We start from the raw sequence: 25,161 nt of genomic DNA on the forward strand, positions 1-25,161 counted from the left end.
CGCGGGTGACTTTCGAAGCTGGCGTGCCTACGCCCGAGATCCTCGCCTCCGACCACCTGCTGGCCGCCTGGCTCGCCGAGACCGCCGGCCGCCGGCTGCTCGAGGTGCGTGCCACCTCCGGCCTGGAGGGCAAGGAGCTCAAGGACGCCGGTGACCTGGCGGCTCACGAGCTGCTGATGGAGCTCGTCGCCGAGTACCGCCCGCAGGACGCCGTCCTCTCGGAGGAGGGCAAGGACTCCAAGGAGCGGCTCACGAAGGACCGGGTGTGGATCATCGATCCGCTCGACGGGACCCGTGAGTTCTCCGAGCCGCCGCGCGACGACTGGGCGGTGCACGTGGCGCTGTGGGCCTCCTCCAACGACGGCGAGCTGATCGCCGGCGCGGTCGCCCAGCCGGCGCTGGCGGACGCGTCGATGCAGAGCACCTTCCACACCGGTGCCGCTCCGGTCGTGCCGCCGTCGACCTCGACCCGTCCCCGGATCGCCGTCTCCCGCAGCCGCCCGCCGGCGTTCGTGGCGGCGCTGGCCGAGGAGCTCGACGCCGAGCTGGTGCCGATGGGATCGGCCGGCGTGAAGATGATGTCGGTCGTGCGCGACATCTCCGATGCGTACGTTCACGCGGGCGGGCAGTACGAGTGGGACTCCGCCGCCCCCGTGGCGGTCGCCGCCGCTGCCGGGCTGTTCACCTCCCGCATCGACGGCTCGCCGCTGCGCTACAACCAGGACGACGTGTATCTGCCTGATGTCATCGTTTGTCGGCCTGAGCTGTCGGAGCAGATCCTGTCGTTCATCAAGCGTCACGGGGTGGAGTGACGCGGTTCGGGCGATTGGCTCACCGCGGTCGGCGACCGTGATTTGGTCGGCTGTGGGCCGCCGACCCGTTCTTTGAGGGTGTTCTCGACCTGGCCCGGAGTAAAGGACGGCCTTCGGCCGCCGGCTGACGCCGGTCGCCTCCGGCGATCCTTGACACCGGACCATGTCGAGAAAAAACATGGCTGGCTATCGGGGCGGCGGCCCGGGTGTGGCCACGGCACAGGCATTCACGGCAGGTGACCGCTCCACTCCGAGATCAGACATGGGGTCTCCGGGTGGAAGAAAATTTTCTTCCACGCACCAACCCCACCCCCAGACCAGGCCCCCTCTGAGGCGAACGAAAATTCGTTCGCCTCACCGGAAGGAAAATTCCTTCCGGTGATCGGCCCACCCCAGCTCCCAAGCCACCACCCAACCCAAACCGCTGCGCCACACCCCTGCCGCCGACCCGATAGCCAGCCAAAATTCTCAGCGACGGCCGGTGTCAAGGACCGCGAAGCGGCCGGCGTCAGCCGGCGGCCTAAGGCCGTCCTTGACTCCGGACGCCGCTGAGAACACCCTCCAAGAACGGGTCGGCGGCAAACCCCAACCACAAAACACTCCATCCCGTCGGCGTGCCAAAGACTCAAGAGCCGAGCAACAACTCCTCGAGTGACTCCAGGCTCTGCCGGGCGTAGCCCTTCCACATCCAGCCGAAGACGGGCATCGCGAACGAGGCGGCCTTGGACGTGGGAGTGACGTCCCAGGACCAGGTGACCCGGGTGCCGGTGCCGGCGGGGGCGAAGGACCAGCGGCCGGCGACGTGGCCGACCAGGAGCTTGAGCGGGCCGGAGAGCGGCGTGATCTCGTAGGAGAACGTCGAGGGAGAGTCGATCCCGGTCAGGGTCTCGCGCATCGTCGCGCCGTCGGCGAGGACGATCGTGCGGGTCTCGCCGGCGGCATCCCAGCCGCCGGCCTGGTCGCGGACCTCGGCGATCGGGCCGATCGCGGCGTACCGGCGACCGAAGATCTGCGGCAGCGGCGCCGGGAGGACGCGGGCGAGGGCGGTCTCGTACGCGACCGGGATCGCTCGGGAGGATTCGAGGTGCAGTGCCTCTGGGTGCTGGGTCATGAGGACGAGCATGGCATCAAGTGCCTGCGGGTAGCGTGAGGGACGTGGTGGTGGAGCAGATCGACATCGAGACACCTGACGGCGCCGCCGAGGCCTATCTGGCCCGGCCCCAGAGCACCCCGAAGGGTGGTGTGCTCGTCTACATGGATGCCATCGGCCTCCGGCCGCGGCTGGCCGAGATGATCGAGCGGGTCGCCTCCTGGGGCTACGTCGTGCTCGCGCCCAACACCTTCTACCGCGACGGCAGCGTGGCGGAGCTGGCGCCGACCGGCGACCTCCGCGACCCCGCGGCGAGGGACGCGTTCTTCGCCGGCGGTGCGATGAACCGGGTCCGTGGTCTCACTGTGGACCGGCTGGCGACCGACATCCCGGCTTACGTCGAAGCCCTCCAGTCGTACGTCACCGGCCCGCTGGCGACCCACGGCTACTGCATGGGAGCGCGGCTGGCGGTGCGGACCGCGGGGCGGTTCCCCGACGAGTTCGTCGCGGTCGGCGGCTTCCACGGCGGCGGTCTGGTGACCGCGGACGCCGCCTCGCCGCACACCTGCATCGCCGGGACGAGGGCGGAGTACTACTTCGGCCACGCCGACCACGACCGCTCCATGACGCCGGAGAACGTCGATGACCTCAGCAGGGCGCTCGACGACGCCGGGGTGATGTACACGAACCTCATCTATCCCGACGCCCCGCACGGCTACACGATGGCGGACACCTCCTCCTACCAGGAGGCGGGGACTCATCGGCACTTCACCGATCTCGAGGCGCTCTACGCCCGTACGATGGCCTGATGGCGAAACCGGTACTTGTCGTGATGGGAGTCTCGGGCTCAGGGAAGTCGACCATCGGGGCGGCGATCGCGGGGCGGCTGCGGGTGCCGTTCGAGGATGCCGATGACCTGCATCCGCAGGCGAACATCGAGAAGATGACCGCAGGGATCGCGCTCGACGACGATGACCGCTACCCCTGGCTCGAGGCGGTCGGGGAGTGGCTCGCCCGGCACGCCGAGCGGGGTGGCGTGATGGGCTGCTCGGCGCTGAAGCGGAAGTACCGCGACCAGCTCCGCCGGCACTGCCCGGAGGTGACCTTCCTCCACCTGGAGGGCACCCGCGAGGTGATCGCGAGGCGCCAGGCGAGCCGACCCGGCCACTTCATGCCGGCCGCGCTCCTGGACAGCCAGTTCAAGACGCTCGAGCCGCTCGAGTCGGACGAGGCCGGGATGGCTGTCGCCGTCGACCAGCCGGTCGACGCGATCGTCGACGAGTACGCAGCTCGGATCGGCGCCTAAAAGCACCGAGGCGGCCGACACGCGCCCATCTCGGGTTGGGCACTGCGTGCCGGCCGCGGCCACACCCGGGTGAGGGACCAGCGGGCGGGCCCACTTTCGACCGTAGCCCAGGATGCTGCCCCACAACAGGGGTTCATCGACTATCCCTGCAGGTCAGCCCGTAAAAATCTGTCCGTAGAACACGTCTGGGACCTCGGACGCCTTCGAGGTGAACTCGGGGGCTCGCTTCTCCAGGAACGCGGCGACTCCCTCCTTGCCGTCGCCGACCGAGGCGTAGAACATCGCCAGCGAGTCGGACAGGTGTGCCTCGAGCGGGTGGCGTGCGGAGGCGTTGCGGGTGATCAGCTGGCGGACGAGCGCGGTGCCGACCGGCGACCGGTTCTGGGTGAACCTCCGGGCCAGGTCGATGGCGGCGGGCAGCAACTCGTCAGGCAGGTGGATGCTGCGGATCAGACCGCCGTCGAGAGCCTGGTCGGGGTCGAGGATCTCCGCGGTGTAGAGCCACTCCAGCGCCCGGGGGACACCCACGACGCGCGGCAGGAAGTAGGACGAGCAGGCCTCGGGGACGATGCCGAGCTTGCCGAAGACGAAGCCGATCTTCGCCTTCGAGGAGGCCAGCCGAGCGTCCATTGCACACAGCATCGTGGCGCCGATCCCGACCGCCGGGCCGTTGATCGCGGCGATCACCGGCTTGGGGAGCGCGTGGATCGCGAGGGTGACCTTGCCGCCCGTGTCGCGTACGCCCTCGGCGTACTCGGGGTGGTTGGCCGGGTCGGCGAGGTGCTCGGCGAGCCTCTCCGGCGTCGGGTGCAGCGACTCGTCGAGGCCGAACACGTTCCCGGAGGCGGAGAGGTCCATCCCGGCGCAGAACGCCCGCCCGGCGCCGGTCACCACCACCGCGCGCACCTCGTCGGCCATCGCGTCGGTGGTGAAGACCTCCTCGAGCTCGCGCGCCATCGTCACCGTGAACGAGTTGAGGACGTCCGGGCGGTTGAGGGTCAGGAGCGCGATGCCGTCGGCGTCCACGTCGAAGGTCAGGGTCTCGTAAGCCATGGGTCACAGTCTGTATTGATTGCGTTCGACTACGGAAGGGCGGGTCTGCCTACTGACGAAAGTCAGTACCTCGGCTGCGAGGCGGCAACTACCGTGGTGAGCGTGAGTCTGCTGCGCTGGCCCCGCTTGTCAGAACCGATCCTGTCGGGCCTCCTGGTCGTGGCGGTCGCCGCCGAGCACCTCTACATGAGCGACGCCGGCCACCCGCAATGGTCTGGCTGGTCCGCGCTGGTGGGAGTCCTCGGCGTCACACTCGCGATGTGGGTCCGGCAGAGACAGCCGGCGGTCGCGGTCGCGCTCGTGTGCGCGCTGGTCGGCGGCACGGTGGTGGCCAACGACGGGTGGGTCCTGATCAGCTACATCGCGTTCGCGGCCCTGGTGAGCTTCCTCGTCGGCAGATGGGCCGACCGGGTGTGGCCGTCGGCGGTCGTGGCGGGCGTGGCCGTGGTGGCGCTGACCGTGCTGGACGCCGTCGTCAACGGCGGCGGGGTGCAGGTGGCGATGGCCGGCAACATGGTCATCTTCATGGCGCTGCCGTGGCTCAGCGGCCGCTATCTGCGCCAGGTCGCCCGCAACCATTCGACCGAGATCGAGCAGGCCCAGCTCACCGAGCGTGCCCGGATCGCCCAGGAGATGCACGACTCGCTGGGCCACGAGCTCAGCCTGATCGCGCTCCGCGCCGGTGCGCTCGAGGTGGCGCCGGGACTCAGCGACGCTCACCAGAAGGCCGCCGGCGCCATCCGCGCGGCCGCAGCCGGGGCCACCGAGCGGCTCGGCGAGATCGTCGGCGTCCTCCGCCCCGCTGCCGAGGAGGCGCCGCTGACTCCCGCCGCGGCCGGGATCGGTGGCTTTGTCGAGCGCGCACGTGAGTCGGGGATGGACGTACGCCTGGAGGGCTCGCTCGACGACGGCGAAGGGGTGCGGGATGTTGCCGCCCATCGCATCGTGCAGGAGGCGTTGACCAACGCGGCTCGGCACGCTCCCGGGGCGTCGGTGACGGTCTCGGTTGAGGCCGGAGTCGACGGCGTACGCCTCTCGGTGACGAACGGCCGTGCGACCCTCCCTCCGCGCGCCGGGGCCACGACCGGCCTCGGCCTGGCCGGGCTGGAGGAGGCGGCACGCGCCGCCGGAGGGACGCTGCGCCACGGACCCGCCACCGGCGGCGGGTTCGAGGTGGTCGCCGATCTGCCGGCGCGCGAGGACCAGCGGCGCGGGGTGCGCCTGTGATCCGGGTGCTGCTCGCCGACGACGAGGCGATGGTGCGGGCCGGCGTACGCGCGATCCTGGAGACCGACGAGCGGATCGAGGTGGTCGCCGAGGCCGCCGACGGGCGCGAGGCGGTCGAGGCTGCCCAGCGCCACCGGCCCGACGTCGCGCTGCTCGACGTCAGGATGCCGCGGATGGACGGACTGGCGGCGGGGGCCGAGATCGCCCGGACCGCCCCGGAGACCGCGCGGGTCATGCTGACCACCTTCTCCGAGGACGCCTACATCGCCCGGGCCCTCGGCGACGGGGCGAGCGGGTTCCTGCTGAAGTCCGGCGATCCCCGCGAGCTGCTCGCGGGCGTGCACGCGGTCGCCGACGGCGCCGCCTTCCTCTCGCCACGGGTCGCCCAGCGCGTCATCGCCGAGCTCGGCGCGGGGGCAGGTGACCGGATGTCGCGGGCCGCCGACGCGCGCGCCAAGGTCGCCGCGCTCACCGACCGCGAGCGCGACGTGATGGCGCTGGTCGGCGCCGGACTCTCCAACGCCGAGATCGGCCGCCGTCTCCACCTCGTGGAGGGGACCGTGAAGGCCTATCTGAGCAGCGCCTTCGGTCGTCTCGGCGTACGCAACCGGGTGCAGGCAGCGGTCCTCGCCCACGAGGCAGGGCTCGTGAGCGAGGACCGCTAAGGCGGAGGCCTCAGGCGTCGCGCTGGCGGAAGACCAGGTAGCCCGCCAGCAGCGTGGCCACGGACCAGGCGGTGAAGAGCCCAAGGCCGCCGTTGCGGCCGTAGGGGAGTCCGTCGGAGAGCCCGAAGAGGGTCGCGATCCCGATGCCGAGATACTCCGTGCCCGCCGTCCCCGGCAGGTAGTAGGACACGTCGGTCATCAGGTCCATCCCGCTCATCATCAGCACCATCGGGAGCAGGAACAGCACCAGGAACGCCACGACCAGCGCGCCGGCGGTGCTGCGCAGACCGACCGCGAGCCCGATGGCCAGCGCGACGACCACGCCCATGTAGACGCTGATCTTGCCGGCCACCGTGGCCACCGCGGACACATCGAAGACCCCGTAGTCACCGGCCGTCAGGTAGCCGAGCCCGGCCCCCATGACGGCGAGGAGCGCTCCGGCGACCAGCGCGACGATCTCGACGACGACCAGCTTCGCGATCAGCACCCGGCCGCGCCGGGGCTCGCACTGCAGGGTCGTACGCATGCTGCCGGAGGCATACTCCGAGGTCACCGTCAGCAGGGCCAGCGCGATCAGCGCGAACTGGGTGAAGAGCAGCCCCGCGGTGGCGACCTCCTCGACATGGAGGAGCTGGTCGGCGTGTGACAGCTCAAGGTTCGGCTCGGCGGCGTCGAAGCCGAGCGGGACCGAGTAGAGCGCCATCAGCGCGGCCGCGCCGATCAGGCACCACCAGGTCGAGCGGACCGACCAGAGCTTGGTCCATTCGGACGAGATCGCAGCAAGCATCAGGCCACCTCCGTCCCGGTGTACTCCACGCTGTCGGCGGTCAGCCGGAAATAGGCTTCCTCCAACGAGCCGTGCCCGGCGACGAAAGACTCCAGCGAGGAGTCCGTGAGCAGCCGCCCGCGGCCCAGCACGACCAGATGGTCGGCCGTCTGCTGCATCTCGCTCATCAGGTGGCTGGAGACGAGGACCGTACGCCCCTCCGCGGCGAGCGACCTCAGCAGCTTCCGGATCCACATCACCCCGTCGGGATCGAGCCCGTTGACCGGCTCGTCGAAGAGCATCACCCGCGGGTCGCCGAGCAGCACGCCCGCGATCCCGAGCCGCTGGCTCATCCCGAGCGACAGGTTCCCCGCCCGGCGCCGGGCGACGCCGGTGAGACCGACGCGCTCGAGCACCTCGTCGACCCGGGCCACCGGGATCGAGTTGCTCCGCGCCATCGCCACCAGATGCGTACGCACCCGGCGACCCGGGTGCACCGCCTTGGCATCGAGCAGCGCACCGACCTCGCGCAGCGGGCGCCGCAGCGAGGCGTACGGGCGGCCGTCGATCGTCGCCGTCCCCGAGGTCGGCCGGTCCAGGCCGAGGATCATCCGCATGGTGGTGGACTTCCCGGCGCCGTTGGGACCGAGGAAGCCGGTGACCCGGCCGGGCTCTATCTGCATGGTGAGATCGTCGACCGCGGTGGTCGCGCCGTATCTCTTGGTCAGGTGGTCCAGAGTGATCATGCCTCGAACCTAGGGACGTACGCGGCCGGGCACAGTGGACGAAAAGCAGCCGTCCCTACCGACGAAAGTCAGTAGGGACGGCTGGGGTGGAACGGACTATTCGGGCAGACCGGTCGGGGTGCAGATGTCGGCCGGGATCTGGTCGACGGTGTCCGCCTTGATGTGGCCGAACATCGTCAGCGCGTCCTCCTTGCGCCAGTTGACCGCGAAGTCCCGGATCGGGACGCCACACGTCATCGCGGAGCCACCGGCGAGCGCCTTGAACGCCCACAGGAACTTCGCGCCGCCGATGACGCTCATGCCCTCGCCGACCTTGAGTCCTTCGGCGCCCTCGCCCATCTCGGCGAGCTTGGCCGGGTTCAGCAGGGTGCCCAGGCTGGTGGCCTTCTTGCCGATCGCCGAGATGACCTCGGTCTGGTTGGCGCCACGACCCAGGTCGCCGTCCTCGGCCGCATAGCGGGAGCGGGAGTACGCGAGCGCGGTGACTCCATCGACCTCCTGGCAGCCCTTCTTGACGTCCAAGCCGGCCTTGGGGTCCTTCATGTCCTTCTTCGGGCAGATCTCGATGCCACCCACGCCGTCGACGAGCCGGGCCAGACCGCCCATGCCGATCTCGACATAGCCGTCGATGCGTACGCCGGTGTTCTGCTCGATCGTCTGCACCAGCAGCTCGGGGCCGCCATAGGCGAACGCCGCGTTGATCTTGGTCTCGCCATGACCCGGGATCGGCACAATGGAGTCACGGGGGAGGGTCACCACGATCGTCTTGCCGGCGCCGGTGTGCAGCAGCTTGATGGTGTCGGTGCGGCTGCCCGCGGCGTCACCGGTGGAGAGCTTCTTCTTCTCCTCGGCGGTCAGGCCCTCGCGGGAGTCGCTGGCGACGATGAGGTACGTCGTACCGGGCTGGTCCGCGGGCCGCTCGCCCGCGGTCGGCTCATAGGGGACCTTGTCGACCTTGTTCCAGGCGCTGATGCCGATCCAGGCGACCGCGCCGACCAGGATCAGCACCGGGATCATCACGATGGCGACGAACCGGCGGAACGGGTGGCGCTTCTTGGGCTTGGGCTGGCGTCCCCCACGACCGCCGTAGCCATCGCCCGGACCGCCGGGGCCGCCGTAGCCTCCGTTGCCGCCGTACTCGCTCGGCTGGCTCCAGCCACCCTGCTGGCCGTAGCCCTGGTCATACCCCTGATTGCCATAGCCGCCCTGTTGGCCAGGGGTCGGTGCGATCTGCCCCGGCTGGGGCAGCGGCCGGTCATAGCCGCCACGCGGCGGCGCCTGGGGCGGCGAGCCGCCGGGAGGGCGCCGGATGGTGGGCATGACGTTGGTGGGCTCGGGCCCCGAGGGCTGAGCAGGCTGGCCACTGCCGTACGCCCAGCCGTACTGCTGCGACCGGGGATCGTTGGGGCTGCCAGGGTTGCGGGGGTTTGGCATGCGCTCAAACGTACCGTGCCAGGCCGCTAAAGTTAGTCGGCGCGTCGCACCACCGTGTTACTCGTGTGACTGGTGATACTGGCGGTGCAAACTCATCACTCGAGGGACCCCAGATGGCTGAGCAGAACTACCGGCCCCAGCGTACGGCCGCCGAACGCGCCTCCCGCGTGCGGTTCCGTCGCGCCATGGCGCTGCTGCTCATCACGCTGCTCCTGCCGGGGTCCGCGCAGCTCGTCGCCGGTAACCGCCGCGTCGGCCGGATCGCGATCTGGACCGTCATCGGTCTCGGGGTCACCGCCGGGCTGGTCTTCCTGATCTCCCTGCTGTGGCATGGCCTGATCTTCCGGCTCGGCACGACGCCGTGGCTGCTGGGCCTGTTCCGCATCGCGCTCATCGCCGGCGCCATCGCCTGGGCCGGGCTCTTCATCGATGCCTGGCGCCTGGGCCGCCCGCTCGAGCTCGACCTCAAGCAGCGCCGGATCGTGGTCGCGATCAACGGCGCGCTGGCCTTCTCCGTTGCCGCGACCCTGATCTTCGGCGCCCACCTGGTCGGCGTCCACAAGGGCATGGTCGAGGCGATCTTCGCCGGTGCGGAGGCCGCCGAGGCCCACAACGGCCGCTTCAACGTCCTGCTCGCCGGCGCCGACTCCGACGGCGGGAAGACCCGCTGGGGCCTGCGTCCCGACTCGCTCACGGTCGCCTCCATCGACGCCGTGACCGGACGTACGGTGCTCATCGGCCTGCCCCGCAACATGCAGAACTTCACCTTCGACGACGGCTCGCCGATGGACGAGGAGTTCCCGCGCGGCTTCGACTGCGACGGGTGCTACCTCAACGGCGTGAGCACCTGGGCCGGTGAGCACAAGGAGCTCTACAAGGGCGAGAAGGACCCCGGGATGGCCGCCACCGTGGACGCCGTCGAGGGCATCACCGACCTGCAGATCAGCTACTACGCGATCGTCGACCTCAACGGCTTCGAGGAGATCGTGGACGCGATCGGGGGAGTCACCCTGAACGTCCGCCAGCCGATCCCGGTCGGCCTCCCCTCCGACAGCTTCTACACCCACATCCAGCCCGGCACGAAGAAGCTCGACGGCTGGGAGACCCTCTGGTACGCCCGGGCCCGCCACGACTCCGACGACTACTCCCGGATGGCCCGCCAGAAGTGCGTCCTGAACGCGATCCTGCAGCAGACCAGCCCCGCAGACGTCGTACGCCACTATCAGGACGTCGCGAAGGCGACGGGCTCCACCATCACCACCTCGGTCCCGCCGAGCGAGATCGAGCGGTTCTCGGCGCTGGCGCTGAAGGCGAAGTCGCAGAAGATCTCGACGCTCTCCCTGGTGCCTCCGCTGGTCAACTCCGCCGACCCGGACATGTCCGACATCCACGCCGAGGTGCGCAAGGCGGTGAAGAAGGCCACCCCGAAGAAGGAAGAAGTCTTCGCATCGCCCGGCACCGGCGACGACGGCGAGACCAAGGCGCCCACGCAGAAGGCCGACGGCAAGCCCAAGGCCGGCGCCTCCGAGGCCGACGACAAGGGTGGCCCCGTCACCGGCGGTTCCCTGGGCTCGCGCAACAAGGGTTACCAGGCCAACGAGACCGACGACCTCGCCTCAGCCTGTTGAACAACGGGTTAAGCGCAGGTCACAGCGACTCGCTGATTCCCGGGATACCCCGCGGTCGCGGCTAGTCTGGATCCGTGCCAGGGAGCAATCGTGTCGCCGCCGTCGTGGTGACCTTCAACCGTCTCGAGCTGCTGCAGCGACTGCTGGAGCGGCTCGACGTGGTCGACGGCCTCGACGAGGTGATCGTCATCGACAACGCTTCCACCGACGGTACGTCGCAGTGGCTCGCCGAGCTCGACGGTGCCGAGGAGCCAGGTCAGCGTCAGGTGCCGGTGATCGCCCGCACCCTGCAGCGCAACAGCGGCGGCGCCGGCGGGTTCCACGACGGCCTCGAGCTGGCGATCGAGCGCGGCGCCGACCTGGTCTGGCTGATGGACGACGACGGCCTGCCCGACACCGACTGCCTCGGCCTGCTGCTCAAGCAGACCGACCTCGACTTCTGGGGGCCGCTCGTCGTCGACGAGGGCGACCCCGGCCGTCTGGTGTTCCCGATCCGGCTCCCGGGCCGCTCCAAGGTCGTGCACCAGCTCGCCGACGTCGAGGCAGCCGCCACCGACGGCCTGATCAAGGACATCGTGATCCCGTTCAACGGGGTCCTGGTCACCCGCGACCTGGTGGAGCGGATCGGCTACCCCAGAGCGGAGTACTTCATCTGGGGCGACGACCACGAATACCGCCTGCGGGCCGAGAAGGCCGGGGCGCGGATCGCGACCGTCGTCGGCGCTCAGGTGCGCCATCCCTCCGTCGGAGATCTCGGCACCCCGATGGCGTGGGGGAGGGCGACGTACAACCACACGCCGAGCGACCTGAAGCACTACTGCATGGCGCGCAACAACCTGCTCAACCTGCGCGACTACCGAGGGTGGCCCTTCGCTTTGGCTTTCGTGGCGAAGACTCTATGGTTCTACCTGCTCACCAAGCCGCAGCCGAAGCGGATCCGGCTCTCTGCGCAGGCGTGGTGGGCGGCCATCCGGGGGGACTTCAGTGGACACGAGAGGTTCCTTCGTTGAGCACCACCCGTGAGACGGTCGCGATCGTCGTCGTCACCTACAACCGCGCCGACATGCTGCGTGGGCTGCTCGACGGGCTCACCAAGCTCGACGAGCCCGCTGACGCGGTGATCGTCGTCAACAACGCCTCCACCGACCACACCGCGCAGGTCCTCGCCGAGGCGATCACGCCCAACCTCCAGGTCATCGACAGCCCGGAGAACCTCGGCGGCGCAGGCGGCTTCCACCTCGGCACCAAGGCCGCGGTCGAGCAGGGATGGGACCGTCTCTACCTGATCGACGACGACGTCGTCCCGGCCCACGACTGCCTCGAGGTGCTGCTCGCCCAGGACGAGGACTGCCTCTTCTCCGTGCGTGAGGACAAGAACGGCAAGCTGATCGAGCTGGCCGCGCTGAAGTTCGACCTGCGCAACCCGCTCGCGATCAAGCCCAAGACCGCCTCGGTCATGGACACCTACCCGACCCGCGACGCGCTTCCGGAGCGGGTCGCCGTGGAGAACGTCGCCTTCGAGGGCTTCATGATCCGCCGCACCGTCCTGGAGGAGATCGGGCTCCCCGATCCGACCTACTTCATCTTCTACGACGACGTGGATCTCGCGATCCGCGCCCGCCGCGCCGGCCGCACCATCTGGGCCGTACGCGACGCGGTGCTCGTGCGACAGCTCGACTTCAGCCAGCAGCACGACCTGGCCGGCTGGAAGGGCTTCTACATGTACCGCAACCTCTTCGTCGTCCACTTCCGCTACGGCGAGAACGTCCTCGTACGTCTCAAGCCCTGGCTCATCACCGCGGCTGTGGTTCTCCTCAGCCCGCTGCGAGGCGGCAAGCACGAAGCCGTCAACGTGATCAAGGCCCTGCGCGCCGCGCGGGGCATGCGAACCCTGCCCACCTCCTCCTGACCGACCCCTTACCCACAGAGACCTAGACTGAGCGATCGTGTCCTTCCCTGAAACCACTCCTGACCTCGTCGTCGTCGGCTCCGGCCTCTTCGGCCTCACCATCGCCGAGCGCGCCGCCACCGAGCTGGACAAGAAGGTGCTCATCATCGAGCGCCGTCCGCACATCGGTGGAAACGCCTACTCCGAGTTCGACGAGGAGACCGGCATCGAGGTGCACAAGTACGGCACCCACCTCTTCCACACCTCCAACGAGAAGGTGTGGAACTACGTGCGGAAGTTCACCGAGTTCACCGACTACAAGCACAAGGTGTTCGGGAAGTACAAGGGGCAGGTCTACTCCCTGCCGATGAACCTCGCGCTGATCAACTCCTTCTTCGGGAAGTCGCACACCCCCGACGAGGCGCGCGCGCTGATCGCGGAGCAGGCCTCCGAGTTCAACACCGAGGACGCCAAGAACCTCGAGGAGAAGGCGATCTCGCTGATCGGCCGTCCGCTCTACGAGGCCTTCATCAAGGGCTACACCGCCAAGCAGTGGGAGAAGGACCCGACGGAGCTGTCGCCCGACATCATCACGCGCCTCCCGGTCCGCTACACCTTCGACAACCGTTACTTCAACGACAAGTACGAGGGTCTCCCGGTCGACGGCTACACCGCGTGGCTGGAGCGGATGGCCGACCACCCCAACATCGAGGTCAAGCTCGACACCGACTTCTTCACCGTGGTCGACGACTTCAAGGGCAAGGTCCCGATCGTCTACACCGGTCCGGTCGACGAGTACTTCGACTTCTCCGCGGGCAAGCTCTCCTGGCGCACCGTGGACCTCGAGTCCGAGACCCTCGACGTGGACGACTACCAGGGCACCGGCGTGGTGAACGCCAACGACCCCGAGGTCCCGTTCACCCGTGAGCTGGAGTTCAAGCACCTCCACCCCGAGCGCGCCGACCGCTACAAGCCCGGCAAGACGATCGTGGTGAAGGAGTACAGCCGCTTCGCCCAGGAGGGCGACGAGCCGTACTACCCGATCAACACCGCCGACAACCGCGAGAAGATCCTGGTCTACCGCGACCTGGCCAAGAAGGAGCCGATGGTGCTCTTCGGTGGCCGCCTCGGCACGTACAAGTACCTCGACATGCACATGGCGATCGCGTCCGCGCTCACCATGTTCGAGAACAAGCTCCGTCCCCACTTCGAGGACGGCACCCCGCTCACCTCCGGAGGCGTTGACGAATGAGCGTGACCCGACTGCTCCAGCGGCAGATCCTGCCCCTGGACCGTGACTCCGACGTACTCCCGCTCTACGTCGACAACCAGGCCGCCATCCTCGACGCCGACAAGTACGAGGTCGGCTCCGACAAGACGGCCCAGGCGCTGAACAACGCCCAGATCCGCCAGTCGATCAACGACGGGACCCAGATCCACCCCGACCAGATCGAGTCGCGTACGGCGCTGCGGATCCTGAAGAGCGAGCGGCTCTCGCTCGGCACCTACTTCAACGCGTTCCCGGCCAGTTACTGGCGCCGGCACACCGTGGTCGAGAGCGTGAAGCTGACCGTAGCCCTCCAGGGCCGCGGCGCGAGCGTCATCGTCTACAAGTCGATGGCCAACGGCCGCTCGCAGCGCGTCGATGCCGCTGACACCGGCACCAACCCCGAGGGCACCTTCACCTTCGACCTGCCGCTGAAGCCGTTCGTCGACGGTGGCTGGTACTGGTACGACGTCGTCGCCTCCGACGAGGACGCCGTCATCACCTCGGCCGAGTGGACCGCGGAGGTCCCCGACGACCGTGCCGAGCACGGCACCGTCGACATCTGCGTCACCACCATGAACAAGCCCGACTTCTGCGCCAAGCTGCTCGCGCAGATGGGTGAGGACGAGCAGCTGCGTCCCTACCTCGACACCGTCTTCGTGATGGAGCAGGGCACCAAGAAGGTCGCCGACGACGTCGAGTTCCCGGCGGCCGAGAAGGCTCTGGGCGACCTGCTGCACATCATCGAACAGGGCAACCTGGGCGGTTCCGGCGGCTACGCGCGTGGCCAGCTCGAGTCGCTGCGCAAGGGCACCGCGACGTACGCCCTGATGATGGACGACGACGTCGTGTGCGAGCCCGAGGGCATCATCCGCGCGATCACCTTCGGTGACCTCGCCAAGCGGCCAACCATCGTCGGCGGCCACATGTTCTCGCTCTACGCCAAGTCCCGCCTGCACTCCTACGGCGAGATCGTCCAGCCGTGGCGCTTCTGGTGGCAGTCGGCTCCCGGCGTCTACGGCGACTGGGACTTCGGTGCCCGCAACCTGCGCTCGACCCGCTGGCTGCACAAGCGCGTCGACGTGGACTTCAACGGCTGGTTCATGTGCCTGATCCCGCGCAAGGTGATCGAGGAGATCGGGCTCTCGCTGCCGGTCTTCATCAAGTGGGACGACTCCGAGTACGGCCTGCGCGCCAAGGCGGCCGGCTTCCCGACCGTGTCGTTCCCGGGTGCGGCCGTGTGGCACGTCCCGTGGACCGACAAGAACGACGCCCTCGACTGGCAGTCCTACTTCCACCAGCGCAACCGCTTCGTCGCCGCGCTGCTGCACTCGATCTACGACGACGGCGGCCGCATGGTCACCGAGTCGTTCTCCCACCAGATCAAGCACCTGGTCTCGATGCAGTACTCGACGGTCATGCTGCGCCACCAGGCGCTGCTCGACGTGCTCGCCGGACCCGAGAAGCTCCACGAGACCCTCGCGACCCAGCTTCCCGCCGTACGCGAGATGGTCAAGGACTACGCGGACGCGCAGCTCAAGGCCGACCGTGACGAGTTCCCGCCCGTGCGCCGCCACAAGCCGCCGCGCAAGGGCAAGGAGGACACCGAGGTCCCGACCAGCCGCGAGGTCAAGCTGGCCGCGCTCAAGGCGCCGATCCGGCAGCTCATGAAGCCGCGCAAGCTCTCCACGGAGTTCCCCGAGGCCGAGCTCGCCGCCATGGACAACCAGTGGTACCGGATCACCAAGTACGACAGCGCCATCGTGTCGATGAACGACCAGCAGGGCGCTGCCTTCTACCGCCGCGACAAGAAGCTCTTCAACCAGATGCTGAAGGACACCGTCAAGGTGCACCGCCGGCTCAAGCGCCAGTGGCCGAAGCTGGCCGAGGAGTACCGCTCCAAGCTGAGCGAGTTCACCTCGCCGGAGGCCTGGGAGAAGACCTTCGAGCCGTGGCTGGCCGCTGAGGAGAAGGGGTCCGATGGCAACCGGAGTTGATGAACGCCCCGTACGGATCGTCGACGCGCCGCTGGCACCCCCTGCGGAGAACCTCGGGCTGCTCTCGGTCTTCAAGCGCCGCTACCTCCTCAAGCTGCTCGTGCAGCGGGAGATCAGCGGTCGCTACTCCAACTCGATCCTCGGCGTCTTCTGGTCCTACATCAACCCGTTGACGCAGTTCCTCGTCTACTGGATCTTCATGGGCAAGATCATGGGCGCGGACAAGGGGATGGACAACTACCCGGTCCACCTCTTCGCCGGGCTCGTCATCGTCCACTTCTTCACCGAGACCTTCGGGGCAGGGACGCGATCCCTGCTCGGCAACAAGGGTCTGCTGAAGAAGATGGCGATGCCGAAGGAGATGTTCCCGGTCGCCTCGATGCTGGTCTCGCTGTACCACCTCGTGCCGGCGACCCTGATCCTCATCGTCGTCTGCGTGTTCAGCGGATGGACGCCGAACTGGGAGACGATTCCCTCGCTCCTGCTCGCGCTCGGCATCGTGATGGCACTGGGCACCGCCTTGGCGCTGGTCTTCAGCCTTGCCAACGTCTTCTTCCGGGACTTCGGCAGCGCGGTCAACATCCTGACCAACTACATCCGGTTCGGCGTACCGATGATGTACCCGTTCTCGATGATCGTGGAAGCTCTGGGCGACAAGTCCTGGATCTACCTGCTCAACCCGATCTCGGACGCCGTGCTGCTCTTCCAGCAGGCCTTCTGGGTCGGGGTGACGCCGAACCCGGAGGCGACCGCCGCCGAGCACCTGCCCGAGAATCTGTGGATGTGGGGTCTGGGCGCGTTCGGTGTCTCGCTGGTCCTGTTGGTGATCGCCCAGGTGGTCTTCAGCAAGTACGAGAACAAGATTCCGGAGCGTCTGACATGACCGCCGACTCGATCGTGGTGGACGGAGTCACCAAGAACTTCACGCTCCGCTACCACCGCAGCATCAAGGACATCACCGTCGCCAAGATGAAGGGACGGGCGGTCTCCAACACCTTCAAGGCGCTGGACGACGTCACCTTCACGATCAAGCAGGGCGAGTCGGTCGGCCTGATGGGCCTCAACGGCTCGGGCAAGTCGACCCTGCTGAAGCTGATCAGCGGCGTGATGCGCCCCGACCAGGGTGCCGTGAAGACGCGTGGTCAGATCGCCGGGCTGATCGCGACGGGCGCGGGCTTCCACCCGCAGCTGTCCGGCAGGGAGAACATCTTCCTCAACGCCGCGATCTACGGGCTCTCCGCCGAGGAGACCGCCGAGATCTACGACGACGTGGTGAACTTCGCCGAGCTCGGCGACCACCTCAACTCCCCGGTCGGCAACTACTCCTCGGGACAGTACTCGCGCCTGGGGTTCTCGGTCGCCGTCCACATCGACTCCGACATCTTCCTCGCCGACGAGGTCCTCGCCGTCGGTGACAAGCCCTTCAAGAAGAAGTGCATGGAGAAGATGGAGGAGATCCGCGACAGCGGCCGCACCGTGGTCTACGTCAGCCACGCCGCCGGCTCGGTCAAGCGGATGTGCGACCGCGTCATCTGTCTGGAGAAGGGCCGCCTGGTCTTCGACGGCGACGTCGACGAGGGCATCGAGTACCTCCACTACGGTGAGGACGACGCCAAGGGATCGGTGGCGCAGAGGAAGCTCGACGCTGCCGACAGTGCCCTTGGGGCGGAAGTCTGAGCTGAGCTCAGGGCGAGAGCCTGCGGGGAATTACAGATCTGTAGTTCTTCGCAGGCTCTTCCCACGTCTGTGGCTGGTGTGAAAGATGTTCCCTGGTGTTACGGAACCAGGGGGGATCCACACGTTGATTTCGCAGGCCGGAGAAGAGCAGTCGAGCGAGGTTCAGCGCGCTCGGTCGCGCTATGTCGCCTCTACCCAGCAGCTGCTCGTGCTCGGGTTCGTCCTGGCCGCGCTGGTCCCGGCGAGCACCGTCGTCGACCTGAAGGTGGTCCGACCCGGCGAGGTTCCCGCCTCCGGGAGCCAGGTGGCGGTGCCGTCAGCGGCGCAGGTGCCCGCGAAGCCGGTCGACGCCCACCTCGAGGAGATCTCGCTGACCGCGCCCGTGGCCGGCCGGATCACCGCTCAGGCCAAGAAGGCTGCCTCTGCGGGCGACGCGGTGACCGTCACCAGTCTCCCGCAGCCGGTGGACGGCTTCGGGACGGTCGGACTCACCTGGGCGCCCGGCGCGGTCGTTCCGGAGGAGGCGGTCCGGGCGGACGTACGCACGCTGGAGGACGGGACGTGGAGCGACTGGCAGGCGTTGGACGTCCACCTCGACGACCATGCTCCTGACCCGGGCTCCGCGGAGGCCGACGGGGCCAGGCCCGGCACGATGGAGGCGATCGTCGGCGAGGTCGACCAGGTGCAGACCCGGCTCCGGTTGACCGGTGCGCGGGTGCCGGCCGACCTCAAGCTGGCGGTGATCACGCCGGGCGAGGCTGACGCGAGCCGCAGCGAGTCGCCCGAGATCGAGACGGGGGCCGATGACGCGCCCGAGCCGGCCGAGAGTGCCGAGAGCGCCGAGAGCGCGCAGGAGGGGGAGGCGGCGACGCTGTCGGCGGCCGCGTACACCGCCAAGCCCAGCATCTACAGCCGTCGCCAGTGGGGCGCCGACGAGAGCGTGCGCGAGGCCGGCCCGCCTGAGTACCACGAGGTCCGCGGTGGGTTCGTGCACCACACGGTCAACACCAACTCCTACACCAGAGACCAGGTGCCGGGGATCATCCGGAGCATCTACGTCTACCACGTGCAGAGCAGGGGTTGGCGCGACCTCGGCTACAACTTCCTGATCGACAAGTTCGGCCGGATCTGGGAGGGCCGCTACGGCGGCGTCGACCGCCCCGTCGTAGGTGCTCACACCTCGGGCTACAACAGCTACGCCTTCGCCGCCTCCGCGATCGGCAACTTCGACAACGTCGCACCCCCGACCGCGCTGGTGAACGCCTTCGGGACGCTGTACGCCTGGAAGCTGTCGCTGCACGGTGTCCGCGGCAACAAGGGCTCCACCCGGATCGGTGACCGCACCTTCTCGCACGCGATCATGGGCCATCGCGACGCCGGCTCCACGGCGTGCCCGGGCCGCCATCTCTACGCCAAGCTGAGCACGATCCGCTCGCAGGCGGGCTCGAAGCAGGCGAGCTGGGCCGCCCGCGAGCTGCAGTCGCAGATCAGCGGCCGCGGCTACCCGGACCTGGTCGCCCGGCGGTCCACCGACCGGCGGATCGTCGTGATCCGTACCGACGGCAACGCCCGCTTCGGTACGCCGCGGGCGACCAACCTGATCGGCGGCACCTCGGCCACGTTGATGAACGCCGGTGACTGGGACCGCGACGGCGACGGCGACATCCTGATCCGCCACACCGACGGCACGATCCGGGTCAACCGCGGCAACGGCACCGAGACGTTCGCCACCGGCGTCATCATCGGGCGCAACTTCGAGTCCGTCTCGGTCATCGACGTGGTCAGCGACATCACCGGCGACGGCTGGCCCGATCTCGTGGGCAAGTACTCCACCGGCGAGATCCGGGTCTGGCCCGGGCGCGGCACCAGCGCGCTGGGTGCGTCCTACAGGATGCGCAGCGCCGTGACCGGCTCGACCCAGGTCATCGGCGCCGGCCGGTTCTATGCCGACGACGGTTCGCCCGAGGTGGTCGTCAGGCTCGCGAGCAAGCTGCTGATCTTCCGCACCAACGGCCCCGGTGGCCTGACCACCTACTCCGACCCCGGGATCGACACCAGCGTCTTCGACGTCATCCTCGCGACCAAGGACCTGCGCGGTGCCTCCACCGGCGGCGACCTGCTGCTGCGCCGCAAGTCCGACGGGATGTGGTTCGCCTACGAGCACGACCAGAACGGCGGCTGGGACCGGAAGACCCAGATGGGTGTCGTACGAGGCTACGACCAGTTCGGCTGAGCGCGCTCGGACTCCGCCAGCGCGGTCAACCGCTCCTCGGTCGCGTTGGTGACCAGCACCAGCGAGCCACCACCGGCGAGCAGGGAGGCGAGGAGCTCGGCGCCGGCCGGTGAGGCCGAGGGGACCGTGGAGAGCAGCCGTACGGCCTTCCCGTCGCCCCCGAACAGATCCGCGTGGCTGGTCTCGACGCCGGCCCAGGAGGTGGCCGCGTCGTCCGCGGCGGGCGGGTCGAAGGGGGTGAAGGCGTCCGGCTGTCCCCAGACCTCGATGCCGACGTCGTGCACGCCCTGGGGGAGCGGGTCGGCGAAACGTACGCCGAACGGCAGCAGCGAGCACGCCAGCGTCGGCCGCTTCCCGGCCTCATCCGCCCAGGTCGGCAGCGTCTCGGGGCCGCAGACGACGGCGTCGGGGCTCTCGGAGTCGGTCACCACCAGCCCGGTGTTCCAGGCGGCGCCGAGGAACACCGTGGCCAGCCAATGGGTGGGCAGGTCGATCCGGATGCTGTCGCCTCGCTCGAGGCCGTGCTCGTCGACGAGGAGGCCGGAGGCCTTGGCCACCCAGTTGGCGTACGTCGTGGTCGAGAGCTCCTGGCGCTCGCCGCTCGCTTCGTCGTAGAAGGTCACGAACGGACCGCCCGGGTCTGTCCGGAGTGCTTGGGCGAGGGTCTCGGGATAGGTCTGCACGATGAAACCCTAAGGTGTGCGGCATGACGTTCTGGGCAGTGATCCCCGCTGGTGGCGCAGGTACGCGGCTGTGGCCGCTCTCGCGGTCCTCGGAGCCGAAGTTTCTGCGTGACCTCACCGGCCACGGACGTACCCTCCTGCAGGAGACCTACGACCGCCTCGAGCCCGTCTCCGACGGCATCATGGTGGTGACCGGCGCGGTCCACGAGCGGGCCGTGTGCGAGCAGCTGCCCGAGGTGCCGCACGACGCGATCCTGGCCGAGCCGAGCGGGCGCGACTCGATGGCGGCGATCGGCCTGGCCGCGGCCTTCCTGGAGCGGCGCGACCCGGAGGCGGTGATGGGCTCCTTCGCGGCCGACCACGTGATCCGCAACGTCGACAACTTCCACGAGACCGTACGCAGCGCCGCGGCGATCGCCGCGGACGGCTGGCTGGTGACGATCGGGATCTCGCCGACCTTCGCCTCGACCGCGTTCGGCTACATCGCCGAGGGCAAGGCGCTGGACGGTCACCCGGGGGCGTACCTGGTCGACGAGTTCGTCGAGAAGCCGTCCGCCGAGGTCGCGGCCGGCTATCTCGCGACTTGCCGCTACCGCTGGAACGCCGGGATGTTCGTCGTCCGCCCCACCGTGCTCCTCGACCTGCTCGCGCAGTCGGACCCCGGCTTCACCGACCGGCTGCGGGCCATCGCCGCCGAGCCGTCGCGGCTCGAGGAGCTGTGGGAGACGCTGCCGAAGATCGCGGTCGACCACGCGGTCGCCGAGCCCGCTGCCGCCGCCGGCAAGGTCGCCACGGTGCCCGCCGACCTCGGCTGGGACGACATCGGCGACTTCGACTCGCTCGCGACGCTGCTCCAGGCCGCCGCCACCGCCTCACCCGAGGGCCCCACGATCCTCGGTGACGCCTCGCTCGTCCACGCCCTCGACTCCACCGGCCTGGTCGTGCCCCACTCCGGCCGCATGATCGCCCTCATCGGCCTCGAGGACATCGTCGTCGTCGACACCGACGACGCCGTCCTGGTCACCACCCGCACCCACGCCCAGCAGGTCAAGAAGATCGTCGCCGCCCTCAAGGACTCCGACCGCACCGACCTCACTTGAGGCTGAGAGCTCGACCAGCGGAAATGAGAGACGGCCGCCTCCCCGAAGGGAGACGGCCGTTTCGTACGTCCGGAGGGGCCAGATCACATGGCCTGGGCCTCGGGGCTGGAGGTGTAGGGGTACGTCTCCATGAAGTCCTTGATCGCCTCGCCGGAGACGCCCTCGCAGTACTGGAAGACGCCCTTCTGGGTGGACGCCTCGGTCGGGTTGGCCGGGTCGGCGGACCAGTGCGTCATGGCGATGTGGGTGCCCGAGGGGAACTCGGTCTTCTTGTCGCCGGCGACCGCCGTCTCCTTGGCGTCGGCAGCGGTCCACGGAGCCGCGATGAACTTGTAGCGGAAGTTGGAGGTGCCGGCGAACTTGTCACCGACCGCCCGGAGCACGTTCAGCTCGTCCTCGGAGACGGTCTCGTCGTACCACACGATCGTGTAGCCGTGCTCGAGGTTGTGCACCAGCGCCTCGAGGTCGGGACGGTCGTCCGGGGTGTAGAACTTGCGCGACATGTCGGCCGGCGCGACGTTGGCCTCGTTCCAGTGCGGACCGAAGGCCGGGGGAGCAGTCGTATAGGTCTGCTCGGTGCCGGTGGCGATGTGGTTCTGGTTGCCGTCGGCCGCCATCTCCGTCACCTTCTGGCAGCCGGCAGCCTTGGTGCTCTTGCCGAGGTCCTGGAGCGCGACGTCTTTGAACTCGCGGTCCTTGAAGTAGCCGGTGATCGGCCCCCACGCGGCGGCACCCACGATCACGAGGGCGATGGCGATGCAGACACCGACGATTGCCGCACCACGGACGCGCTCTGCGCGGCCCTGCTTCTTGCGGATGTCGTTGATGACCGCTTTGCGGTCTTTGTTGAGCGACTTGTTGGCCACTGTTCGGCGTACCTCGGGTCTTTTGTCGGGACGCGCAGATTCTAGGTGGTCAGTGGTAGCAGAAGGGAAGTTGCCCCGTGATTATTCTCCTCGCGCTCGCATCGCCAGCCGTGCGCGAACGCCAGCGCGGCCATCACCGCGGGGTCGGCTCCGGCCACCCGAAGCCCGTCCTGGTGCGGGACGGGAGCGGTCCCGGTCACCTCCGCGACGGCCGCGGAGAGCTCCTCGACGCTCGCCGGGGCACCGAACGGAGCCTGGTCCTCGGCGGCGCCCTTCAGAGCGCGTACGACGGCCTCCCTGGCCCCGAAGCCGAAGAAGTCCGACCCCTCGGGGCGGATGAGCGCGTTCGCTCCCGGACCGTCGTCGCCGGGCTCGCGGACGAGATCCGCCCGACCGCGCAGGACCGCGAACGGCCGCGCGCCCAGCTTGCCCTGGGAGATCTCGGCTGCCGAGGCGATCTCGTCGACGACGGCGGGGGCGGTGACGACGAGGTCGTTGCCGTAGGCGTCGACCTGGCCGGCGAAGCTCTCCAGCACCTCGAGACCGGCGGCGCCGATGGCGATGTCGGTCTGCCCGTCGCGCCAAGCGCGTCCGGCGGTGTCGGTGATGATCACTCCGACGTTCGCGCCGGTGCGGTCGCGGAGCGTGGCGCGCAGAGCATGCGCGGAGGCGTCCGGGTCCAGGGGGAGCAGCACGATGTGGCCGGCCTCGACGTTGGACGCGTCGATCCCGGCGGCGGCCATCGTCAGCCCGAGCCGGCTGCGCACGATCTGGGTCGGCCCGCGTCGGGCCACCACCCGCGTCGTCTCGCCGGGGAGCGCATCGTCCCGGTTGCCCTCCCGCACCTGGCCCTCGGCCTTGGAGACGACCTTCGAAGTGACCACGACGATGTCGCCGTCGACCAGCGGGGACTCCAGGGCGTCGAGGAGCAGGGCGGCGAGATCATCGCCCTTTCGCACCTCGGGTACGCCGTCGGGGGCGGTGACGGTGATGCCCTGCCCGCTCATGGGCGCCTTCGTGGGCCCCGTCATCGGGTGACCAGCTCGACCGCGGCGGCGGCGATGTCGGCGGTCGCGTCCTCGGAGGACATCCACAGCGGAACAGCGGCCGCCTTCAGCCCCGACTCGGTGAGCGCGGGGACCGCGTCGGCGTCGGCGGTGTCGACCAGCCAGCCGTCGAGAACTCCGCCGGAGCCTCGCGTCCCATAATGCAGACCGACTCCGGCGGTGGTCGCGTCGACGCCGATGGCGGTGAGCATCTGCTCCGCCATGCCGCGTACGTGATGGCCGCTGATGATCGGCGAGATCCCCACCACGGGCGCCGAGGTGGCGACCAGGCCCTCCCGGATCCCGGGCACGCCGAGGATGGTCCCGATCGAGACGACCGGGTTGGACGGGGGCACGATCACCAGGTCGGACTTCAGCAGCGCGTCCATCACTCCGGGGCCCGGCTTCGACTCGTCCTGCCCCACGAAGATCAGCTTCTCGACGGGCACGCCGGCCCGGAGGCGTACCCAGTATTCCTGGAAGTGAACGACTGAGAGGCCACTGGGTGAATTCTCGTCTTTCACCGCCACATGGGTCTCGACGCGGTCGTCGGTCATCGGCAGCAGCTGCACCCGGTCGCCCCATACAGGCTTCAGCCAGCGTTCGCACAACGCAGCGGTGACCTGCGACAACGGGAACCCGGCCTCGATCATCTGGGTGCGTACGAGATGGGTGGCGATGTCGCGGTCGCCGAGCCCGAACCAGGTGCCGGGCACCTCGTAGGCTTCGAGCTCCTCCTTGATCGACCAGGTCTCGGCCTTGCGGCCCCAGCCGCGCTCATGGTCGAATCCGTTGCCGAGGGTGTACATCACCGTGTCGAGGTCGGGGCAGACCTTGACGCCGTGCATCCACAGATCGTCGGCGGTATTGGCGATCACGGTGACTCGGGCATCTTCCCCAATGCCTGGGACACGGCCGGCAGAGATGCCGTGGAGGAGCCCGGAGATGAACTTCGAACCACCATGGCCGCCGGAGAGAACGGTGATGTCACGCATGGCCCTAGCCTCTCAGACGAGGGCCAGCACCCCTGCTCCAGCCGGTGCTGAAAGCCTGTGTTAATGCGGCCCTAGCAGATTTGAGGGTTGACTTGTGGCACCGACAGGCATGTAATTTCATCAGTGTGATTCGAAATTGAAACGAGGACCGATAGCGGTGGCGACAGCGCTTGAAAATCTCGGGAAGATTTCGGCAGGGAACTGCATCAAAAAGATGGCCTAGGCCGTAACAAGAGGCAGTGCCCGCAAAAACGGGGGGATCGGTTACCTGCCGATGGCGTGAGGTGACTGGCCCAAGATGGGGTCACGGTCCCGAAAACAAGCTGAATAGGGTCGAAAGGTCGGAAAGACGATGAGAGAGCTGTTTCTCCTCGAGCCGGACACCGACGAAGGGGGCTGGCAGGAGCGCGCCCTGTGCGCGCAGACGGATCCGGAGGCGTTCTTCCCTGAAAAGGGTGGATCGACTCGGGAGGCCAAGAAGGTCTGCCAGACCTGCGAGGTGCGCCAGGACTGCCTTGAGTCTGCTCTGGGCAACGACGAGCGTTTCGGAATCTGGGGCGGACTCTCCGAGCGAGAGCGCCGTAAGTTGAAGAAGCGCGCAGTTTGAGCCTGTGACCTCGCGACGAAGGAGCGAGGTCGCAACGCGAAAAGATCGAGCGAGCGCAACGCCTGAGCTTGCGAA

Annotated in this window: 24 protein-coding genes; 15 read left to right on the forward strand and 9 right to left on the reverse strand. The window is 68.6% G+C overall.

The window, feature by feature from the left end:
- Positions 1-5 precede the first annotated feature (5 nt).
- On the forward strand, positions 6-812 hold the full coding sequence (locus ABTW65_RS07410) for a 3'(2'),5'-bisphosphate nucleotidase CysQ (protein WP_350659336.1): 807 nt from the start codon (positions 6-8) through the stop codon (positions 810-812).
- A gap of 625 nt (positions 813-1,437) precedes the next feature.
- On the opposite strand, the gene ABTW65_RS07415 is transcribed toward ABTW65_RS07410, so the two are convergent.
- Positions 1,438-1,923 carry an SRPBCC family protein gene (locus ABTW65_RS07415; RefSeq protein ID WP_350659338.1) on the reverse strand — a complete coding sequence of 162 codons (486 nt, stop codon included), beginning with the start codon at positions 1,921-1,923 and terminating at the stop codon, positions 1,438-1,440.
- Between the two features lie 44 nt (positions 1,924-1,967).
- Here ABTW65_RS07415 and ABTW65_RS07420 point away from each other — a divergent pair, with 44 nt between their 5' ends.
- Both ABTW65_RS07420 and ABTW65_RS07425 read left to right on the forward strand, forming a co-directional pair.
- Complete coding sequence (locus ABTW65_RS07420; RefSeq protein ID WP_350659339.1) at positions 1,968-2,711, forward strand: dienelactone hydrolase family protein; 744 nt, start codon at positions 1,968-1,970, stop codon at positions 2,709-2,711.
- The gene (locus ABTW65_RS07425) at positions 2,711-3,208 is read left to right on the forward strand and encodes a gluconokinase (RefSeq protein ID WP_350659340.1); all 498 of its coding nucleotides are present in this window, start codon (positions 2,711-2,713) and stop codon (positions 3,206-3,208) included. The genes ABTW65_RS07420 and ABTW65_RS07425 overlap by 1 nt, the downstream gene beginning before the upstream one ends.
- Before the next feature lie 153 nt (positions 3,209-3,361).
- Here ABTW65_RS07425 and ABTW65_RS07430 read toward each other — a convergent pair whose 3' ends face one another.
- Positions 3,362-4,261: a crotonase/enoyl-CoA hydratase family protein gene (locus ABTW65_RS07430; protein ID WP_350659341.1), complete on the reverse strand. Its 900-nt coding sequence runs from the start codon at positions 4,259-4,261 to the stop codon at positions 3,362-3,364.
- A gap of 102 nt (positions 4,262-4,363) precedes the next feature.
- Here ABTW65_RS07430 and ABTW65_RS07435 point away from each other — a divergent pair, with 102 nt between their 5' ends.
- Together ABTW65_RS07435 and ABTW65_RS07440 are read left to right on the forward strand one after the other, a co-directional pair.
- Complete coding sequence (locus tag ABTW65_RS07435) at positions 4,364-5,488, forward strand: sensor histidine kinase (RefSeq protein ID WP_350659342.1); 1,125 nt, start codon at positions 4,364-4,366, stop codon at positions 5,486-5,488.
- Positions 5,485-6,153, forward strand: a complete 669-nt coding sequence (locus tag ABTW65_RS07440; RefSeq protein WP_350659343.1) for a response regulator — start codon at positions 5,485-5,487, stop codon at positions 6,151-6,153. Before ABTW65_RS07435 ends, ABTW65_RS07440 begins: the two co-directional genes overlap by 4 nt.
- A gap of 10 nt (positions 6,154-6,163) precedes the next feature.
- On the opposite strand, the gene ABTW65_RS07445 is transcribed toward ABTW65_RS07440, so the two are convergent.
- From ABTW65_RS07445 to ABTW65_RS07455, 3 genes are all read right to left on the reverse strand, one after another.
- The gene (locus tag ABTW65_RS07445; protein ID WP_350659344.1) at positions 6,164-6,940 is read right to left on the reverse strand and encodes an ABC-2 transporter permease; all 777 of its coding nucleotides are present in this window, start codon (positions 6,938-6,940) and stop codon (positions 6,164-6,166) included.
- Positions 6,940-7,665, reverse strand: coding sequence for an ABC transporter ATP-binding protein (locus tag ABTW65_RS07450; protein ID WP_350659345.1), 726 nt, complete (start codon positions 7,663-7,665; stop codon positions 6,940-6,942). The genes ABTW65_RS07445 and ABTW65_RS07450 overlap by 1 nt, the downstream gene beginning before the upstream one ends.
- A gap of 96 nt (positions 7,666-7,761) precedes the next feature.
- Positions 7,762-9,099 carry an LCP family protein gene (locus ABTW65_RS07455; RefSeq protein ID WP_350659346.1) on the reverse strand — a complete coding sequence of 446 codons (1,338 nt, stop codon included), beginning with the start codon at positions 9,097-9,099 and terminating at the stop codon, positions 7,762-7,764.
- Between the two features lie 113 nt (positions 9,100-9,212).
- On the opposite strand from ABTW65_RS07455, the gene ABTW65_RS07460 reads away from it, so the two are divergent.
- From ABTW65_RS07460 to ABTW65_RS07495, 8 genes are all read left to right on the forward strand, one after another.
- Positions 9,213-10,727: an LCP family protein gene (locus ABTW65_RS07460; protein ID WP_350659347.1), complete on the forward strand. Its 1,515-nt coding sequence runs from the start codon at positions 9,213-9,215 to the stop codon at positions 10,725-10,727.
- 74 nt (positions 10,728-10,801) lie between these two features.
- Complete coding sequence (locus tag ABTW65_RS07465; protein WP_350659348.1) at positions 10,802-11,737, forward strand: glycosyltransferase; 936 nt, start codon at positions 10,802-10,804, stop codon at positions 11,735-11,737.
- On the forward strand, positions 11,734-12,636 hold the full coding sequence (locus tag ABTW65_RS07470; RefSeq protein WP_350659349.1) for a glycosyltransferase: 903 nt from the start codon (positions 11,734-11,736) through the stop codon (positions 12,634-12,636). Before ABTW65_RS07465 ends, ABTW65_RS07470 begins: the two co-directional genes overlap by 4 nt.
- A 37-nt stretch (positions 12,637-12,673) precedes the next feature.
- The gene (gene glf, locus ABTW65_RS07475; protein WP_350659350.1) at positions 12,674-13,867 is read left to right on the forward strand and encodes a UDP-galactopyranose mutase; all 1,194 of its coding nucleotides are present in this window, start codon (positions 12,674-12,676) and stop codon (positions 13,865-13,867) included.
- Positions 13,864-15,879: a glycosyltransferase gene (locus ABTW65_RS07480; protein WP_350659351.1), complete on the forward strand. Its 2,016-nt coding sequence runs from the start codon at positions 13,864-13,866 to the stop codon at positions 15,877-15,879. Before glf ends, ABTW65_RS07480 begins: the two co-directional genes overlap by 4 nt.
- A complete protein-coding gene (locus ABTW65_RS07485) occupies positions 15,863-16,762 on the forward strand; it encodes an ABC transporter permease (protein ID WP_350659352.1) in 900 nt (299 codons plus the stop codon). The genes ABTW65_RS07480 and ABTW65_RS07485 overlap by 17 nt, the downstream gene beginning before the upstream one ends.
- Entirely contained in the window at positions 16,759-17,556 is a 798-nt protein-coding gene (locus tag ABTW65_RS07490; protein WP_350659353.1) for an ABC transporter ATP-binding protein, read from the forward strand. Before ABTW65_RS07485 ends, ABTW65_RS07490 begins: the two co-directional genes overlap by 4 nt.
- Positions 17,557-17,680: 124 nt before the next feature.
- On the forward strand, positions 17,681-19,789 hold the full coding sequence (locus ABTW65_RS07495; protein WP_350659355.1) for an N-acetylmuramoyl-L-alanine amidase: 2,109 nt from the start codon (positions 17,681-17,683) through the stop codon (positions 19,787-19,789).
- Here ABTW65_RS07495 and ABTW65_RS07500 read toward each other — a convergent pair.
- Complete coding sequence (locus ABTW65_RS07500) at positions 19,771-20,472, reverse strand: TIGR03089 family protein (RefSeq protein WP_350659356.1); 702 nt, start codon at positions 20,470-20,472, stop codon at positions 19,771-19,773. The two genes, ABTW65_RS07495 and ABTW65_RS07500, sit on opposite strands and share 19 nt — an antisense overlap.
- A 23-nt stretch (positions 20,473-20,495) precedes the next feature.
- Here ABTW65_RS07500 and ABTW65_RS07505 point away from each other — a divergent pair, with 23 nt between their 5' ends.
- Positions 20,496-21,572, forward strand: a complete 1,077-nt coding sequence (locus ABTW65_RS07505; RefSeq protein ID WP_350659357.1) for a mannose-1-phosphate guanylyltransferase — start codon at positions 20,496-20,498, stop codon at positions 21,570-21,572.
- Between the two features lie 83 nt (positions 21,573-21,655).
- Here ABTW65_RS07505 and ABTW65_RS07510 read toward each other — a convergent pair whose 3' ends face one another.
- The 3 genes from ABTW65_RS07510 to cofD are packed head-to-tail and all read right to left on the reverse strand — an operon-like array spanning position 21,656 to position 24,479.
- The gene (locus tag ABTW65_RS07510) at positions 21,656-22,438 is read right to left on the reverse strand and encodes a DUF3105 domain-containing protein (RefSeq protein WP_350659358.1); all 783 of its coding nucleotides are present in this window, start codon (positions 22,436-22,438) and stop codon (positions 21,656-21,658) included.
- A gap of 41 nt (positions 22,439-22,479) precedes the next feature.
- Positions 22,480-23,445 (reverse strand): coenzyme F420-0:L-glutamate ligase, encoded by a 966-nt coding sequence (locus ABTW65_RS07515; RefSeq protein ID WP_350659359.1) that lies wholly within the window; start codon positions 23,443-23,445, stop codon positions 22,480-22,482.
- Between the two features lie 20 nt (positions 23,446-23,465).
- Positions 23,466-24,479 (reverse strand): 2-phospho-L-lactate transferase, encoded by a 1,014-nt coding sequence (gene cofD, locus ABTW65_RS07520; protein ID WP_350659360.1) that lies wholly within the window; start codon positions 24,477-24,479, stop codon positions 23,466-23,468.
- Positions 24,480-24,831: 352 nt separating this feature from the next.
- On the opposite strand from cofD, the gene ABTW65_RS07525 reads away from it, so the two are divergent.
- Positions 24,832-25,086, forward strand: a complete 255-nt coding sequence (locus tag ABTW65_RS07525; protein WP_008361238.1) for a WhiB family transcriptional regulator — start codon at positions 24,832-24,834, stop codon at positions 25,084-25,086.
- Positions 25,087-25,161 lie beyond the last annotated feature (75 nt).

The organism is Nocardioides sp. NPDC127503 (genome assembly GCF_040302165.1).
Lineage (GTDB): Bacteria > Actinomycetota > Actinomycetes > Propionibacteriales > Nocardioidaceae > Nocardioides.

What these genes read in the sequence shown, in the direction of transcription:
- ABTW65_RS07415 (WP_350659338.1), bottom strand. Translation starts at nt 1,923, where the DNA reads ATGACCCAGCACCCAGAGGCACTGCACCTCGAATCCTCCCGAGCGATC.
- ABTW65_RS07425 (WP_350659340.1), top strand. Translation starts at nt 2,711, where the DNA reads ATGGCGAAACCGGTACTTGTCGTGATGGGAGTCTCGGGCTCAGGGAAG.
- ABTW65_RS07430 (WP_350659341.1), bottom strand. Translation starts at nt 4,261, where the DNA reads ATGGCTTACGAGACCCTGACCTTCGACGTGGACGCCGACGGCATCGCG.
- ABTW65_RS07445 (WP_350659344.1), bottom strand. Translation starts at nt 6,940, where the DNA reads ATGCTTGCTGCGATCTCGTCCGAATGGACCAAGCTCTGGTCGGTCCGC.
- ABTW65_RS07450 (WP_350659345.1), bottom strand. Translation starts at nt 7,665, where the DNA reads ATGATCACTCTGGACCACCTGACCAAGAGATACGGCGCGACCACCGCG.
- ABTW65_RS07455 (WP_350659346.1), bottom strand. Translation starts at nt 9,099, where the DNA reads ATGCCAAACCCCCGCAACCCTGGCAGCCCCAACGATCCCCGGTCGCAG.
- ABTW65_RS07460 (WP_350659347.1), top strand. Translation starts at nt 9,213, where the DNA reads ATGGCTGAGCAGAACTACCGGCCCCAGCGTACGGCCGCCGAACGCGCC.
- ABTW65_RS07480 (WP_350659351.1), top strand. Translation starts at nt 13,864, where the DNA reads ATGAGCGTGACCCGACTGCTCCAGCGGCAGATCCTGCCCCTGGACCGT.
- ABTW65_RS07485 (WP_350659352.1), top strand. Translation starts at nt 15,863, where the DNA reads ATGGCAACCGGAGTTGATGAACGCCCCGTACGGATCGTCGACGCGCCG.
- ABTW65_RS07490 (WP_350659353.1), top strand. Translation starts at nt 16,759, where the DNA reads ATGACCGCCGACTCGATCGTGGTGGACGGAGTCACCAAGAACTTCACG.
- ABTW65_RS07505 (WP_350659357.1), top strand. Translation starts at nt 20,496, where the DNA reads ATGACGTTCTGGGCAGTGATCCCCGCTGGTGGCGCAGGTACGCGGCTG.
- ABTW65_RS07515 (WP_350659359.1), bottom strand. Translation starts at nt 23,445, where the DNA reads ATGAGCGGGCAGGGCATCACCGTCACCGCCCCCGACGGCGTACCCGAG.
- cofD (WP_350659360.1), bottom strand. Translation starts at nt 24,479, where the DNA reads ATGCGTGACATCACCGTTCTCTCCGGCGGCCATGGTGGTTCGAAGTTC.
- ABTW65_RS07525 (WP_008361238.1), top strand. Translation starts at nt 24,832, where the DNA reads ATGAGAGAGCTGTTTCTCCTCGAGCCGGACACCGACGAAGGGGGCTGG.